A 14,478-nucleotide genomic window follows, 5' to 3' on the forward strand; every position below is an offset into this window, starting at 1 on the left:
ACTAAAAAGCTTTAAATTTTTCGCTTAATGCGGTAAACATAAGCAAGTATTTCTGCTACTGCTTTAAAAAATTCCTCTGGTACTTGATCACCAATTTCAACTTGATCATACATAGCACGTGCTAATGGTCTATTTTCAACCATAATGACGTCATGTTCTTTGGCAATCAGTTTAATTTTTTGAGCGATAAAGTCTGTCCCCTTAGCAATTATACGTGGGGCATCCATGCTATCCTCATCATATTTGAGGGCAATCGCATAGTGAGTAGGGTTAGTGATGACAACATCTGCACTTGGCACCTCTGACATCATACGTCGCATGGCCATTTCACGTTGTCGTTGTTTGATTTTTGATTTAATCAGAGGGTCACCCTCACTATTTTTATATTCATCTTTAATATCTTGCTTAGACATTTTAAGATTTTTTTCATATTCATATTTTTGATAAATCCAGTCTAAGAGGGATACACAAAGTAAAACTAAAGAAGCCGCTATACCCATAATGCCAACAAGCTTCCCTACTGTTATGAGCGTCATCCACGGGCTTTTAAAAGATAGTGCTAAAACTTCCGGTAAGTTTGTCCAAATAATGATCGTTGTCACACTTCCGATAAAGCCTATCTTTAAGACAGACTTCAGTAACTCAACAATGGCTTTAACAGAAAATATCTTTTTTAACCCTTTAATAGGGTCCATCTTTTTCAAATCAAATTTCATTGGCTCTAATGTAAAGAGAAAGCCAAACTGCAGAAAGTTACCTGCCAGTGCTCCAACCACTGCAATTGCCATAATCGGTACAACTATAAAAGCCATTTGTATCAATGTTTCTGTAAATAAGTGCATCACACTGTCAATAGTTAATGTTTCGATGCGTATGTTATGAATAAAAGTTTGCCTAAAAAAAGCTAGTAGCTCGTCCCGTAAAGTTCCGGCGAAAAAAAATAAAAAGATAAATACCATAAGCATGACAATGGCACTAGTAATATCCTGACTCTTTACGACCTGTCCTTTTTTTCGAGCATCCTGACGTTTTTTAGGTGTCGCCTTTTCTGTTTTTTCCCCTGAAAAAAACTGTATATCTAAATTCAGTAGTAGTTTCATATTATCCACCACCTAAAATGGCCATTAAATCACGCATACCATAGATCATAATTGTAATGAGCTTTTGAATAACTTGAATCATTACAGCCATCATTGTAAACAACACTAAAAAACTAACACCAATTTTAATAGGGAAACCTACAACAAATATATTTAATTGGGGCACTGTTTTCGCAGTAATACCCAAAGCTAAATCGACTAAAAATAAGGTTGCCACCACAGGAGCAGCCATTTGGAATGCTATCGCGAAAACGGCTGTGAAAGTTGTGATGATTAACTGCGGAAAATTTTCATTCGCAAAACTAGGAAATTGATCCATCGGTAAAAATTGATAGCTATAGTAAATGCCGTTTAAAATCATATGATGCCCATCAATAGCTAGCAATAAAAGAAGTGCTAGCATATTAAAAAACTGGCCAATTAATGGGCTTTGTGCACCCGTTTGTGGGTCAATGATATTGGCGATGGCAAATCCCATTTGAAAATCTATAAAGCTTCCGGCAATTTGTATTGCGGACATGATGATATAGCCAATAAGACCAAATAACAGTCCAACAAGTGCCTCTTTCATCACTAATAATATGTATTCATCATTAAAAGCAAATGGCTCAACATCCAGTGTATAATACATCATCCAAGCTAATACCAATGCGAGAGTAATTTTGACTTGTGGCGGGATGGTCCTATACGAAAAAAATGGTACTGTAACAAAAAATGCTGAAACGCGCACAAGTACTAATAAGAAAACCGTTAAATGCGGAATTAATTCATTCATGGACTCACCCTATATAACGCGTTAAATTCTCAAAAATGTCTCTCGCATAGCTAATTACTTGAGATAACATCCATGGGCCAAAAAACACAATGGCCACAAAGACAGCAATGATTTTTGGTACGAATGCTAATGTTTGCTCTTGAATGGAAGTGGTTGCTTGAAAAACACTGACCGCTAATCCAGTAACTAAGGCAACTAAAAGTAGCGGACCGCTTGTTAGAAGGATAATCATAATGGCACGCTCTGCAATGGAAATAACCAATTCACCTGTCATACTGTATCATCCCCTAAAAACTTTGTAGTAACGATTTCATAACGAGATACCAGCCATCGACGAGAACAAATAATAAAATCTTAAATGGCAAAGAAATCATTACTGGTGGTAACATCATCATCCCCATCGACATTAATGTACTTGCAACAATCATATCGATTACGAGGAATGGTATAAAAATCATAAATCCAATTTGAAATGCTGTTTTTATTTCACTCAAAGCAAATGCAGGAACGAGCATTGTCAGAGGTATTTCTTCGACTGATGCTGGTTTTTCTGCTTGATTATACGATAAAAACAAATCAAGATCTTTTTGCCTTGTATGCTTACTCATAAACTCTTTAAATGGAACACTTGCACGATCATAAGCTTCTTCTAGTCCGATTTCTTCAGCAAATAACGGCTGTAATGCCTCTTTATTAACCTCCTGAAAAGTTGGTGCCATAATAAAGAACGTTAAAAATAGTGCCAGACCGATAATCACTTGATTGGGTGGCATTTGCTGTGTAGCTAATGCCGTACGCACAAAGGATAGGACAATGACAATACGAGCAAAGGATGTCATCAAAATTAATATACTCGGTGCAAGTGATAAAACAGTTAGTAAAAGTAAGAGCTTAACAGATGTAGAGACGTTGGTAGGATCGCTATTGGAAAAAACATTGATTATATCATTCATTTATCATCCTTCTCCTTTTGCTTCCATCTCTCTATCTCGTCACTACGCTCCTGTTTTATTTCGGATATCTTTTTTTCAAATAATGTGCCAAATGAGTCTTGCTTTTGTTCATTGCGCACGCTTACTTGATCTTTTTTCTTAAATTTAGATAATACTTCTGCAATATACGGTGATGTTGCTGCAAGTTCTTGCCTTTCGTTATATAGTGCTAACAATGCTTCAACTTCTTCTGGATCAGTAATTTCACGTAACAGTTGAACGTCTTCTCCAACACCAACTAGATACAATGTCTTACCTACTTGTAAAAGCTGAACCGATTTTTGAGCACCTAACGATAAACCGCCTAAATTTTGTACCATTTGATTACGTTGGAAGTTTAAATTTCGCTTGTTTAAAAACTTCATCAATCCATAAAATAAAGCTACAACAAAAATAAGCGCCAAAACCATTTTTATGTATTCCCATGCAGATATATCTCCAGCTGCTGATACATTTGTCTCTTGTTTAGCAGCTGGATCAGTAGTATCTCCATTACAAGCTTCTGGGTTTTGAATGCAATCCGTGACACTATTCGTATCAGCGTCTGCATAGACAGAAGCTGGTGTCGGGTATAAAAACAGGAAGGTTACAAGAAATGCGAAAATCATCGTTAAACGAAATGATTTTAACATTTTCATGCAATCATCCTAATGCTTTTTGAATCGCTTCAATTACTCGATCTGCTTGGAAAGGCTTAACGATAAAGTCCTTTGCACCAGCTTGAATTGCATCGATTACCATTGCTTGTTGTCCCATTGCTGAGCACATAATTACAGTTGCACTTGGATCAGAACCCTTAATTGCTTTAAGAGCAGCAATACCATCCATCTCTGGCATTGTAATATCCATTGTTACTAAATCTGGTTTTAATTCATTGTACTTTTCAACAGCCTGTAAACCATCTGCTGCCTCTCCAACAACTTCAAATCCATTTTTTGATAAAATATCCTTGATCATCATGCGCATAAATGCAGCATCGTCTACAATCAAAATTCTTTTAGACATGGTTAACTCCTCCAATTGAAACTATCTTAAATTATTTAAACGTTCTGCTTGACTTAAAACATCTGTAATACGAACACCAAAGTTCTCATCAATAACAACAACTTCACCCTTAGCGATTAAACGACTATTCACTAAAATATCAACCGGTTCCCCGGCTAATTTATCTAGTTCAATAATCGAACCACTTGATAGTTCTAAAATCTCTTTTACAGAACGCTTCGTACGTCCTAACTCTACAGTAACTTGCAATGGAATATCAAGTAGCATATTTAAATTTCTAGCTTCAGACTGAGAGATTACATTTGTATCGAAGCTAGCAAACTGTGCTTGTTGCACATTCACAGGTTGGGCAGGCCTTGATGGTTGCGTAAACTGTGGTTGCTCCTGATATATAGGTTGCTGCATTGGTGCTGCCGGCTGCTCATAAATTGGTTGGGCAGGTGGCGGTGTTGCAGGCGCCGATTGTTGAACAGGCGTTGGTGCAACTGGAGGTGCTTCAGGAGCAATAGTAGCAGCCACTGGTTCTTCAATTGACTCTGTTTCACCTAATAGAGATTTTACGATGTTTTGACTAAATTTAAGCGGTAAGAGCTGCATTAAATTTGAATCAATTAAATTACCAATTCGCAGTCTAAATGAAACTTTAACGAGTAAATCATCTTCTGGTATATTCTCTCGACCTTCGTCTTGTGAAATATTCATTAAATCTATTGTCGGTGGAGAGATATCCACTTTTTTGTTGAATACTGTTGACATTGATGTTGCCGCTGAACCCATCATTTGGTTCATTGCCTCTTGAACAGCACTTAACTGAATTTCACCTAAGTCTGGCTTTGGATTTAATCCATCGCCACCTAACATTAAATCAGCAATAATGGCTGCATCCGATTGTTTAATAACAAGTAAATTCATACCCGTTAAACCAATCGTGTATTCCACTTGAACAGCCACATAAGGATGAGGAAATTCCTCTTCTAATTTATTGCGATTAATCATTGAAATACTTGGTGTAGTAATATCAACTTTTTGACCTAATAACGCAGAAAGAGCTGTAGCAGAGCTTCCAAAAGAAATATTACCTACCTCACCTAATGCATCTTGTGCAAACGAATCTAGGTAATCCTCTACTCTAATTTCATTTGTTTCATCATTTGAAGAAGCTGCAGTGTCGCTGTTTTTATCTTCCAACGTCTCGCCCCTTAATAACGCTTCAATTTCTTCTTGGGAGAGCATTTCATCACTCATCTTCGTCTCCTCCTTTCAAAGGGTCGATAATCTGGATTGCTAATTTTTTACCTTGCTTACCTGGTTGAACAGTAAACTTCGGCAATGTTCCTACTTTCAATAGTAATGGGTCTTCAATTTTTTGATCTAACTGAATAACATCGCCAACTTGCATTGTAAGGAAATCTTCGATTGTGATGTCTGTTAAACCTAATTCAACTGAAAGTGGTAATTGAGCTTGTTTCACACGCGTTTCCAGCATTTTTGTTTGTTCTGGAGACATTTCTTTTGTATTGGTTTGCATCCAATAGCGAACAGAAAGATTTGGAACAATTGGCTCTAATACAACATGAGGAATACAAATATTAATCATGCCGCTTGTCTCACCAATGATTGTATTTAACGAAATGACAACAACTGTTTCATTTGGTGAAATCATTTGTAAAAATTGTGGATTTACTTCAAGCTCCACTAAAATCGGATCGATTTCCGCTACATTTTCCCATGCCTCGCGTAAATTATCGAATGAACGTTCAAAAAGGTTTGTCATAATTTTAGTTTCAATTTCAGTTAGATTATCTACATTACTATGACTCGCCCCACTACCGCCCATTAAACGATCTAACATGGAATAGGCAATGTTCGGATTTATTTCCATCAATATATTACCATCTAATGGTGGCACTTCAAACACATTAATGAGTGTCATATTCGGAATCGAACGAACAAACTCTTCAAATGGTATTTGGTCTACTGATGCAACCGTAATCTGCACATAGCTTCTAAGTTGTGCAGAGAAGAAGGTTGTCAATAATCGTGCAAAATTTTCATGTATTCGGGTCAAACTTCGGATTTGATCTTTTGAGAATCTAAGTGCACGTTTAAAGTCATATACTTTAACTTTGCGAACCTCATCCTCTTTTTTTATGTCATCTGCTGACATTTCGCCAGTTGATATAGCGGAAAGCAGCGCATCTATCTCGGATTGAGATAACACATCTCCTGCCATTTGCCCACCTCCATTTCAAGCAGTTTCTGTTTTATTGAGTGATGAAGGAGGTAAAATATACTTCCTGAACTTCTCCCTCTTGCATCAATTCATTTAACCTTGTTTTTAATGATTTTTGGAAAATTAGTTTGCCTTGCTTACCTTCTAAATCCTTTTGCTCCATTTCAGAAAGCTCTTGAATGGCAATGTTTTGCACTTGGAAAACACGCTTTGTTAATTCTGCAGCAGCATCTTTACTTGTTGTTTGAATTTTTAATGACAAGCGCACAACTCTTTTATCAGCAAGATTTGTTGTGATTTCTGGTACCTCCACTGTGGACTCTACAATCTCATCAATGGATGGCTCAACAGCTCCTGTTGGTTTATTAAATTGTGTAAGCAATACAAACAAAATAACCCCAATCAGTATGACTGCCACTAGCAAAATAATAATCATTGTTAACATTTTATTATTCTTCATCTTTTTCACCTCGTAGATGCGGGTTGGATAAAATTTGTATATTGTTATAAAAGGCAGTTACCTTTTGTCGCACCTCATCTTCACTCTCTAAAACAATTACTTTTGTTCCAGTTGTTAAAGTAATAGTCGTATCTGGGAAAGATTCGACTGTTTCTATGTATAAAGCGTTTAATGTAAATGCTTTGCCACTAAGACGTGTTAGCTCTATCATTGAAATAGGGCCGGGTCTAGCATGAGAGCCGGCCCGACCCTCCCTCATATGAAAATATGTTTTATTAAAAGTCCACTTTGAAAGGACTACACTATAAGATTATCGTTTTAAGTTTACTAGCTCTTGTAACACTTCATCCGAAGTAGTAATAATACGTGTATTTGCTTGGAAACCACGTTGCGCTACAATCATCTCTGTAAATTCTTCTGAAAGGTCAACATTGGACATTTCTACTGTCCCTGGCACTACTTTACCCATCCCTGCAACAGTGGCTACTTGTGCATAAGCAGCACCAGAGTTAGCAGTTTGTTGATAATAGTTCCCACCAACCTTAGAAAGACCTCCAGCATTTGGGAATTTAGCCATAACTAGCTGGCCTGCCCATTTACGATCACCGTTTAGGTCTACATATTCAATCGTACCATTAGCCCCGATGCTAATCTCTTTAGCAGTCGTTGGGATACGTATTGGTCCCACAGTTCCATCATCAGGTGTTAGTACACCTTCATCATCAAATAAGTTTGCACCTTCATCTCCAGAAGCAACTGGTGCATCATCTGGATTAATACCATCATCATCAGTTTCCATAACGATATCTTCTCCAGCAGTTACACCCACTAAATATTTCCCATCTGCATTTACTATATAGCCATTACTATCCATATAGAAGACACCATTGCGGGTAAATAAAGTATTATTAAATCCTTCATCATCAATAAAACCACTATCTGGGTCTGGAGCTCCATTTGCATCGGCTACCATAAAGAAGCCATCTCCTTCAATCCCTAAGTCAAGTCCACGTCCGGTACTTTGTAATGAGCCGCCGCCATGTATTGTATCAATCGCTGCTAATTGAGCGCCCAAACCAACTTGTTGCGGGTTAACCCCACCTCGAGTAGCAGTTGCTGCAGATGCACCAGCTTGTGTCTGAGACATTAAATCTTTAAAAAGAACTCGACCTTTTTTAAAGCCCACAGTATTAACATTCGCGATGTTATTACCAATAACATCTAGCTTTGTTTGGAAGTTTTTAAGACCTGAAATACCTGAATACATAGAACGTAACATAAGTTGTCGTTCTCCCTTCATTTTTTATGTGTGAGCCTCTATCAATCAGCATCACTAAGGCTTCCTTACGTAAGAAGGTCCGGCCTTTATAGTACAATCGTGCCATCAATATTTGTAAATAGCTGTTGCTTTGCTTCCGTGCGATCCATTGCTGTAATGACAGTCGCGTTTTTAGCACTGATAATTAAAGCTGCTTGATCCATCAAAACTAATGGTTGTTTGACACCTTTTGAGCGTGCTTCAAATACCTTATCCGATACAACCTGCCATTCTTGTTCAGAGATATCGATTTTGCGCTCCATCATTCGTTCATGCGCATGCTTGCTCACCTTTAGCTCTTGCTTTGCCGCTTCTTGTAAATGCGCTTTAAACGAAGAATGCTGTGTATTGAGTGATGTAGGCTGTGTTGTGCGAATAGATGGATGCAAGGGTACACGATGAATTGAAAACTTATCCATCACTTTTCTCCACCTTTATTCGCTAATTACAGTAAAATCTTTATCTGTTAGTTTTTTATCATTATCTAAAACGTAATAAATGACGCCATCTTTATTTGAAACAGAAACGATTCGCCCTTGTAATTCTTGTTCTCCATCTTTATACGTCACATTTTTACCAATCAATTTACTTGCCTGCACGAGTGGAGATTCTGTAGCTGTGTTATCACCAGTGGTATTTGTTCCAGAGCCACCTAAGATTCCTGAAATATTGCCCGGAGTTATTTCTTTCCCATCAGCTAAAACGAATACAACACTTCCATCAACAAATTTAAGGGACTCGATAACGCCTGTTCCTTCATTAACAACAGGATTCCCTTTTTCATCTTTCTCTTCTGTAATTTCATGCCATTTAACTTCTTTGCCAACAAATGTCGAATAACTCATCATTTGTGTTTGTTGCTGTGATGCTAGTAAAGATTCCATGGCCTTTGTCATATTTTGCATTTGCTCTAAAGAAGAAAACTGTGCCATCTGAGAAATAAATTCTCGGTCATCCATCGGATTCGTAGGATCCTGATGCTGTAATTGTGTTATTAACAATTGTAGAAAGGCATCCTTGCCAAGTTCACTATTACCTGTTTGCTTCGTAGGTTTTCTATAATTAGAGTAATAAAGGTCGTCTGTTATAGCCTGATTGGTCGCTTTCGTCGTAGTTGCATCTGCCATTGTTACACCTCCTCATTGATTAAATAGTCACTAAAGGATAATCCTTCATCGTCATCATTATTGTTTTGTTCTTGCTCATCATCTTGCTGCTGCTTAAAGAAATTATTGAAGAAGCTTTGATCCCGTTGTTGACGATCTGCATCCTGCAGTGATTGTGCGATATCCAGACGATCCACTTGAATGTTTTGCTGAACAAACGCTTGCTTTAACTGGTGTGCTTGACTGTCAAGTAACTCACGTCCATGAGCTGTAGAAGCTAGTAGACGAGCTGTCAGTACACCATCATTTTGGACAAGTTCAATACGAACGGTCCCTAGGTTTTCCGGATACAGTTTAATCGTTAAACGAGTGATCCCTTGTGCATTAGAAATTTGTGCTCTATTAATTATGGCTTGCATTTCTTTTAATAAAGCTTCTGACTGAGCAGGTTTGGCAGTTGGTAATGTTACCTGGAATGTATCTGGTTTTGTTTGAACGGTTTGTGGTGTCACCATATCATTCGTACTTGTCTCACTCTGCTTCGTTACTTGGACTTGCTGAAAACCTTGTAGTGGGAAAGTTATTGTTGTTTTTGGTGATACTTGTGTTCCTACTTGCGTTTGCAATGACGTTAAAATATCTTTAACCGAAGATAACAAGTTTTCTTGGTTTGACGTTAAGTCCGTTTTCTGTCCTACCAATTGGGCTAGCTTCAGCACTTGAAGAAGCTGTGTTGCCTCTTTCGGTGTTACTTGACCTTCCCCCTGTAATGCAGCACCTATTTGTGCTTGTAGGATTGGGGCTTGTGCATCCACTAATGATAATAGCTCCCAAACATCACTAGCTTCCTTTTCCTCTCCTAGCAGCTGTTGAACTACTTTTTGCAGTTGCTCTTCATCAATACCTAAGGCGTTTAATATATTGTCTAAATTAAGCATTTCATCCATCGCCACTGCTTTTCCGTCTTCACCAAGCTGAAGCATTAATAAACCATCATCATGGGGGATCTCTAGTAAATCTAGTACTTCCTCCATTGACCCAGCATTTAAAATAGATTGTAAATCTTCTAGCACATTTGTTACAGTTGTCTGCGAGGATTGGTTTGTTTGCGTTGAAGACGACATCATTTGGCCAAAAACCGTCCCGAATTTTGATATATTATCTTTAGACGATGTTCCATTGATCTTGCCTTCCGTACTACTAACTGTTGTTGGTTTTGTTGTTTTAGTAGGCGCTGATTTAGTCATCATTTGCATCATTGCTACATCCATTGTTCTTTCACCCCCTTTCACGAATCCTATTGTTTAGCCATCAGTTCAGTATATTTTGCTGCATCTTTAGCATCCATTTTCTCTAATATAGCTGCTAATTTATCAGGCTTTAAATTCGTTAAAATTCGTAGTGCTTCTGTATCACTCATATTGATCAACACAGGTGCCGCTGCTTTAGGAGACATCTTATCAAACGTCGATAAAATATCGTTGAAATCGCGCTTTACTTCATCTTGCTCTCGATTCAATTTTTCTATTTCAAACTGAAGCTGTTCTTTTTCTGTCATTAGCTTCTCTTTTTCGGTTGTTGTTGTATCTAGCTTCTTTTGTAGCTGTGTAATTTCTGCTTCTTTTTCTTGTATCTCTGCCTGTAAATTGACTATTTTAGAGTCGTTATTAACGACAGCATCTTTTGCTTGTTGCTCTTCTGTTGGCATAAAAGGTAAACTACCTATCGCTTTTTTTCCTAAATCAAATACATTCGTATTCATTAACGTTGCCACAACAAGTAAAACTGCTACTACAAACATAATTGGCAGTACAATCCAAGTAAAAAACTTTAAAAAGCCCCCCTTTTTTTTCTTTGGTTGCTCTTCTATTAAATCTGCTGTTAATCGATTGTCTTTTTTCGCCATGAAATCACCTGATTTCTCTCTTGTTATACGTTTGTAATGAAATTTCGTCTAAAAAAAGGCTCTCTATACGATCTTGCTCTTGTCGGAATAGCTTAAAATCCTTTTCTCTCATTTTTTCAAATTTACGTACTTCCAAGTTTTTTTCTAATAATTTTTCTTCGTGCCAATTCATCTTTGCTCGAGCTTGTATCACTTTCTGTTGCACATCTGCAATTGTTTTCTCAAGACTATCAATAAAACGACTATAGTGATGAATTTCATCAATAGATGAGCCGATCGTTAACCGCTCCTGCTGAAATGCAATTAAATCCTCTTTCTTTTTCAGTAATTCATATAATTTTGTTGCTATTTCTTCAAAAGAACGGACAGCTTCCTTATAAGCCATTTCGGTTTCGTTTTTTTCTTGCTCACGAATAGTTAATACTTTTTCAAAACGATACACATAACTGACCATCTATTTTCCACCACCGTTCGATAATGTTATTAATTCGTTTACACTCTCTTCTAATGTTACTTTGTCTAAGTAACCTTGTTTAAGATAAGTTGTAATGAGAGGTTCATAATAAATTGCTTCATCAATTTCTTTAGATGTTCCTCTTTTGTAAGCACCAATATTGATCAAATCCTCTGATTTGTCATATGTATAATAGAGCTCTCTTAATCGCTCAGCAGCTTTTTTATGTTCTGGCTCTGCAACATGATTCATTAGACGGCTCACGCTTTTTAAGACATTTATCGCTGGATATTGACCTTTATTGGCAAGGTTTCGATCCAATACAATATGTCCATCTAATATCCCTCGGACCGTATCCGCAATTGGTTCATTCATATCATCACCATCTACTAAAACTGTATAGAATGCTGTAATTGAACCTTTTTCATTCGTACCTGTACGTTCTAATAATTTTGGTAATATCGCAAATACAGAAGGCGTGTAACCTTTTTGTGCAGGGGGTTCCCCCGTGGCTAGTCCTATTTCTCGTTGTGCCATAGCAACACGAGTAACGGAGTCCATCATAAGCATGACATTTAAGCCACGATTTCTAAAATATTCGGCAATCGCTGTAGCAGTAAATGCCCCTTTAATTCGCATGAGTGCTGGTTGATCTGAAGTGGCTGCTACAACAATAGAGCGACTTAAACCTTCAGACCCTAAATCACGTTCTATAAATTCACGGACCTCTCGACCACGCTCTCCAATTAGTGCAATGACATTTAAATCAGCTTGGGTATTTCTCGCAATCATACCAAGTAACGTACTTTTCCCAACACCAGAACCAGCGAATATCCCAACACGTTGACCATTCCCAACTGTTAACATGCCGTCAATAGCTTTAACCCCTACTTCGAGTCTTTCATTGATTGGTGGACGTGTCAGTGGATTTGGTGGATCTTGCTCAGTCGGAACTGTCATTAGCCCCTTCGGTAATAAGGTACCATCGATTGGATTCCCCATAGAATCCAATACTTTACCAATTAATTCAGGTCCCACCTTTACCTCTAATGGAGCTCCCGTCCCTTCAACAAGGCAGCCTATCGATATTTCACGTAAAGAGGTGAAAGGCATTAAGATCACAATTTCATCTTTAAAACCCACAACCTCTGCTAAAATAATCTGGTGACCGTTATTTATTGTATCCACATGAATTTTACAAACATCACCAATGGAACTATCTGGACCTTGCGACTCAATCATCAAGCCGACAACTCTAGTTACTCTACCAAACTTTTTAAACGTAGGTATATGAGGAATATGTTCGATTAATTGAGCCGTTTTCATCAAGATCATTCCTTACTTTCTAATATTTCATGTAGCTTTAACCTAAGCTCATTCAATTGCTCATCAATACTAACCATAATACGACCATGATTTGTTTCAATATAGCAATCTGTTTCATTCTCCAAATCTTCATTTACAAAAATCATAAACGGTACGTCAATTGGGAACATTTCTGCTAATTCATCACGGTTGGCTGTAATTAAAGCATAATAAGCTGGAGAAACATAAATTTTAATTTCTTTCATTTCTCTTGCTTCTTTTAATCCTCTGCGTACAATCGACACAAACAGTTCGCTATTCTGTTCTAATGACGTGCCAATAATTCGTTCAGCAGCAGTTAGACCAAGCTCTAAAATAACTGCTTCTTGATCATCAATATATTTTTGAGCATTTTCTTTAGCTTGAATAATAATTTCATTTGCTGTTTGAAGAGACTGGGCCATCGCTTCAGTAGCTTTGTTCATACCATCTTCATAACCTTGCCCAAATCCTTCATCATAAGCTTCTTGAACTCGATTTGGTCTCTCTTCTTCCCAACTGAGTTTCAAGTGTTCAATCTCTTGAAAGTGCATTTGCTTTTCTTGTTCAAACTTCTCACGCTCTGTTTGCAGCATAGATCTAGCTTCTGCAAGTAACTGATCTCGCTCTGCCAATATGTCATCCATTGATAATTCATGCTGTCGCGGCATATCAACTTGTTCAGGCTCAATCGGCTCAAACATATCACGGATTTGTATTTCCTTAACATTATCGCTATCGGATTGTGTGTAAATAGAACGGATGATTCTAGACAATGACGTCATCTCCTCCACCACGAGCAATGATAATCTCTCCAGCATCCTCTAGACGACGAATAACAGCAACAATTCGAGATTGTGCTTCCTCTACATCACGTAATCGTACAGGTCCCATAATCTCCATTTCTTCTTTAAAGGTTTCCGCCATACGTTGTGACATATTGCGGAAAATAATATCTTTCACTTCTTCACTTGATACCTTCATTGAAAGCAGTAAGTCTTCGTTTTCACAATCGCGAATAACACGCTGTATAGAACGATTGTCGAGTGTAACGATATCTTCGAACACAAACATACGTTTCTTGATTTCCTCTGCAAGCTCTGGATCTTGTATTTCGAGTGCATCGAGGATTGTTTTTTCTGTTTGTCGATCTACACCATTTAAAACTTCAACGACTGCATCAATACCACCCGTTTCCGTGTAATCCTGTGTCACGGTTGACGATAATTTACGTTCTAACACAGATTCAATTTCACTAATCACTTCTGGGGAAGTCGACTCCATAACCGCAATACGTTTAGCAATATCAGCTTGTACTTCCTGTGGTAATGAAGATAAAATAACACCCGCTTGCCCCGCCTCTAAATAGGAGAGAATCAGGGCAATTGTTTGTGGATGTTCATTTTGGATAAAGTTGAAAATTTGTGCTGGATCAGCTCTTCGTGCAAAATCAAACGGACGCACTTGCAAAGAAGAAGTTAAACGATTAATAATCGTTTGTGCTTGTTCAACTCCGAGCGCTTTTTCCAAAACAGTTTTCGCATAGCCAATACCACCTTGTGTGATATAGTCTTGTGCTAGTGCGATATTGTGAAATTCTTCAATAATCTCTTCTTTAACATTTGCTTCTACTTTTTTAACACTCGAAATTTCTAAAGTTAAACGTTCAATCTCTTCCTCTGTTAAATGTTTATAAACAGAAGCTGAAACCTCAGGCCCTAATGATATTAACAAGAGTGCGGCCTTTTGTTTTCCGGTTAATTCCTTTTCTTTCTTGGACACAGC

At 37.7% G+C, this 14,478-nt stretch carries 19 protein-coding genes; all 19 read right to left on the reverse strand.

All coding sequences use genetic code 11. The annotated features are described in order from the left end of the window. Positions 1–11 precede the first annotated feature (11 nt). The 19 genes from flhB to fliG all read right to left on the reverse strand — a co-directional run bounded on the left by flhB (position 12) and on the right by fliG (position 14,475). Complete coding sequence (gene flhB / locus ABC382_RS10460; RefSeq protein ID WP_274795978.1) at positions 12–1,100, reverse strand: flagellar biosynthesis protein FlhB; 1,089 nt, start codon at positions 1,098–1,100, stop codon at positions 12–14. Between the two features lies 1 nt (position 1,101). Beyond that, positions 1,102–1,875 (reverse strand): flagellar biosynthetic protein FliR, encoded by a 774-nt coding sequence (gene fliR / locus ABC382_RS10465; protein WP_312505184.1) that lies wholly within the window; start codon positions 1,873–1,875, stop codon positions 1,102–1,104. Positions 1,876–1,879: 4 nt separating this feature from the next. Beyond that, positions 1,880–2,149, reverse strand: a complete 270-nt coding sequence (gene fliQ, locus ABC382_RS10470) for a flagellar biosynthesis protein FliQ (RefSeq protein WP_274795976.1) — start codon at positions 2,147–2,149, stop codon at positions 1,880–1,882. A gap of 13 nt (positions 2,150–2,162) precedes the next feature. Then, positions 2,163–2,828: a flagellar type III secretion system pore protein FliP gene (gene fliP / locus ABC382_RS10475; RefSeq protein WP_322611415.1), complete on the reverse strand. Its 666-nt coding sequence runs from the start codon at positions 2,826–2,828 to the stop codon at positions 2,163–2,165. Further along, positions 2,825–3,505: a flagellar biosynthetic protein FliO gene (locus ABC382_RS10480; RefSeq protein WP_274795975.1), complete on the reverse strand. Its 681-nt coding sequence runs from the start codon at positions 3,503–3,505 to the stop codon at positions 2,825–2,827. Before ABC382_RS10480 ends, fliP begins: the two co-directional genes overlap by 4 nt. Positions 3,506–3,509: 4 nt before the next feature. After that, entirely contained in the window at positions 3,510–3,872 is a 363-nt protein-coding gene (locus tag ABC382_RS10485; protein ID WP_008180756.1) for a response regulator, read from the reverse strand. Between the two features lie 21 nt (positions 3,873–3,893). Continuing rightward, complete coding sequence (gene fliY / locus ABC382_RS10490) at positions 3,894–5,117, reverse strand: flagellar motor switch phosphatase FliY (protein ID WP_312505180.1); 1,224 nt, start codon at positions 5,115–5,117, stop codon at positions 3,894–3,896. Next, positions 5,110–6,105 carry a flagellar motor switch protein FliM gene (gene fliM, locus ABC382_RS10495; RefSeq protein WP_274795973.1) on the reverse strand — a complete coding sequence of 332 codons (996 nt, stop codon included), beginning with the start codon at positions 6,103–6,105 and terminating at the stop codon, positions 5,110–5,112. The genes fliY and fliM overlap by 8 nt, the downstream gene beginning before the upstream one ends. A 31-nt stretch (positions 6,106–6,136) precedes the next feature. Continuing rightward, on the reverse strand, positions 6,137–6,565 hold the full coding sequence (fliL, locus tag ABC382_RS10500; RefSeq protein WP_322611414.1) for a flagellar basal body-associated protein FliL: 429 nt from the start codon (positions 6,563–6,565) through the stop codon (positions 6,137–6,139). Then, entirely contained in the window at positions 6,555–6,776 is a 222-nt protein-coding gene (locus ABC382_RS10505; RefSeq protein WP_274795969.1) for a flagellar FlbD family protein, read from the reverse strand. Before ABC382_RS10505 ends, fliL begins: the two co-directional genes overlap by 11 nt. A gap of 99 nt (positions 6,777–6,875) precedes the next feature. After that, positions 6,876–7,844: a flagellar hook-basal body complex protein gene (locus ABC382_RS10510; protein ID WP_274795968.1), complete on the reverse strand. Its 969-nt coding sequence runs from the start codon at positions 7,842–7,844 to the stop codon at positions 6,876–6,878. A gap of 86 nt (positions 7,845–7,930) precedes the next feature. Continuing rightward, positions 7,931–8,302: a TIGR02530 family flagellar biosynthesis protein gene (locus ABC382_RS10515; protein ID WP_322605967.1), complete on the reverse strand. Its 372-nt coding sequence runs from the start codon at positions 8,300–8,302 to the stop codon at positions 7,931–7,933. Between the two features lie 15 nt (positions 8,303–8,317). Beyond that, positions 8,318–9,010 (reverse strand): flagellar hook assembly protein FlgD, encoded by a 693-nt coding sequence (flgD, locus tag ABC382_RS10520; RefSeq protein WP_274795966.1) that lies wholly within the window; start codon positions 9,008–9,010, stop codon positions 8,318–8,320. Between the two features lie 2 nt (positions 9,011–9,012). Next, the gene (locus tag ABC382_RS10525; protein WP_322611413.1) at positions 9,013–10,260 is read right to left on the reverse strand and encodes a flagellar hook-length control protein FliK; all 1,248 of its coding nucleotides are present in this window, start codon (positions 10,258–10,260) and stop codon (positions 9,013–9,015) included. 26 nt (positions 10,261–10,286) lie between these two features. Then, positions 10,287–10,895, reverse strand: coding sequence for a MotE family protein (locus ABC382_RS10530; protein ID WP_274795964.1), 609 nt, complete (start codon positions 10,893–10,895; stop codon positions 10,287–10,289). A gap of 4 nt (positions 10,896–10,899) precedes the next feature. Continuing rightward, positions 10,900–11,349 carry a flagellar export protein FliJ gene (fliJ, locus tag ABC382_RS10535; RefSeq protein WP_274795963.1) on the reverse strand — a complete coding sequence of 150 codons (450 nt, stop codon included), beginning with the start codon at positions 11,347–11,349 and terminating at the stop codon, positions 10,900–10,902. Continuing rightward, the gene (gene fliI / locus ABC382_RS10540; RefSeq protein ID WP_274795962.1) at positions 11,350–12,675 is read right to left on the reverse strand and encodes a flagellar protein export ATPase FliI; all 1,326 of its coding nucleotides are present in this window, start codon (positions 12,673–12,675) and stop codon (positions 11,350–11,352) included. 5 nt (positions 12,676–12,680) lie between these two features. Beyond that, positions 12,681–13,469, reverse strand: coding sequence for a flagellar assembly protein FliH (gene fliH, locus ABC382_RS10545; protein WP_322611412.1), 789 nt, complete (start codon positions 13,467–13,469; stop codon positions 12,681–12,683). Continuing rightward, entirely contained in the window at positions 13,462–14,475 is a 1,014-nt protein-coding gene (gene fliG, locus ABC382_RS10550) for a flagellar motor switch protein FliG (RefSeq protein ID WP_248718157.1), read from the reverse strand. The genes fliH and fliG overlap by 8 nt, the downstream gene beginning before the upstream one ends. Between the last annotated feature and the right edge of the window lie 3 nt (positions 14,476–14,478).

The sequence above is a fragment of the Lysinibacillus phoenicis genome (genome assembly GCF_047238325.1).
Classification (GTDB): Bacteria; Bacillota; Bacilli; order Bacillales_A; family Planococcaceae; genus Lysinibacillus; species Lysinibacillus irui.

What these genes read in the sequence shown, in the direction of transcription:
- flhB (WP_274795978.1), bottom strand. Translation starts at nt 1,100, where the DNA reads ATGAAACTACTACTGAATTTAGATATACAGTTTTTTTCAGGGGAAAAA.
- fliR (WP_312505184.1), bottom strand. Translation starts at nt 1,875, where the DNA reads ATGAATGAATTAATTCCGCATTTAACGGTTTTCTTATTAGTACTTGTG.
- fliQ (WP_274795976.1), bottom strand. Translation starts at nt 2,149, where the DNA reads ATGACAGGTGAATTGGTTATTTCCATTGCAGAGCGTGCCATTATGATT.
- fliP (WP_322611415.1), bottom strand. Translation starts at nt 2,828, where the DNA reads ATGAATGATATAATCAATGTTTTTTCCAATAGCGATCCTACCAACGTC.
- ABC382_RS10480 (WP_274795975.1), bottom strand. Translation starts at nt 3,505, where the DNA reads ATGAAAATGTTAAAATCATTTCGTTTAACGATGATTTTCGCATTTCTT.
- ABC382_RS10485 (WP_008180756.1), bottom strand. Translation starts at nt 3,872, where the DNA reads ATGTCTAAAAGAATTTTGATTGTAGACGATGCTGCATTTATGCGCATG.
- fliY (WP_312505180.1), bottom strand. Translation starts at nt 5,117, where the DNA reads ATGAGTGATGAAATGCTCTCCCAAGAAGAAATTGAAGCGTTATTAAGG.
- fliM (WP_274795973.1), bottom strand. Translation starts at nt 6,105, where the DNA reads ATGGCAGGAGATGTGTTATCTCAATCCGAGATAGATGCGCTGCTTTCC.
- fliL (WP_322611414.1), bottom strand. Translation starts at nt 6,565, where the DNA reads ATGAAGAATAATAAAATGTTAACAATGATTATTATTTTGCTAGTGGCA.
- ABC382_RS10505 (WP_274795969.1), bottom strand. Translation starts at nt 6,776, where the DNA reads ATGATAGAGCTAACACGTCTTAGTGGCAAAGCATTTACATTAAACGCT.
- ABC382_RS10510 (WP_274795968.1), bottom strand. Translation starts at nt 7,844, where the DNA reads ATGTTACGTTCTATGTATTCAGGTATTTCAGGTCTTAAAAACTTCCAA.
- ABC382_RS10515 (WP_322605967.1), bottom strand. Translation starts at nt 8,302, where the DNA reads ATGGATAAGTTTTCAATTCATCGTGTACCCTTGCATCCATCTATTCGC.
- flgD (WP_274795966.1), bottom strand. Translation starts at nt 9,010, where the DNA reads ATGGCAGATGCAACTACGACGAAAGCGACCAATCAGGCTATAACAGAC.
- ABC382_RS10525 (WP_322611413.1), bottom strand. Translation starts at nt 10,260, where the DNA reads ATGGATGTAGCAATGATGCAAATGATGACTAAATCAGCGCCTACTAAA.
- ABC382_RS10530 (WP_274795964.1), bottom strand. Translation starts at nt 10,895, where the DNA reads ATGGCGAAAAAAGACAATCGATTAACAGCAGATTTAATAGAAGAGCAA.
- fliJ (WP_274795963.1), bottom strand. Translation starts at nt 11,349, where the DNA reads ATGGTCAGTTATGTGTATCGTTTTGAAAAAGTATTAACTATTCGTGAG.
- fliI (WP_274795962.1), bottom strand. Translation starts at nt 12,675, where the DNA reads ATGAAAACGGCTCAATTAATCGAACATATTCCTCATATACCTACGTTT.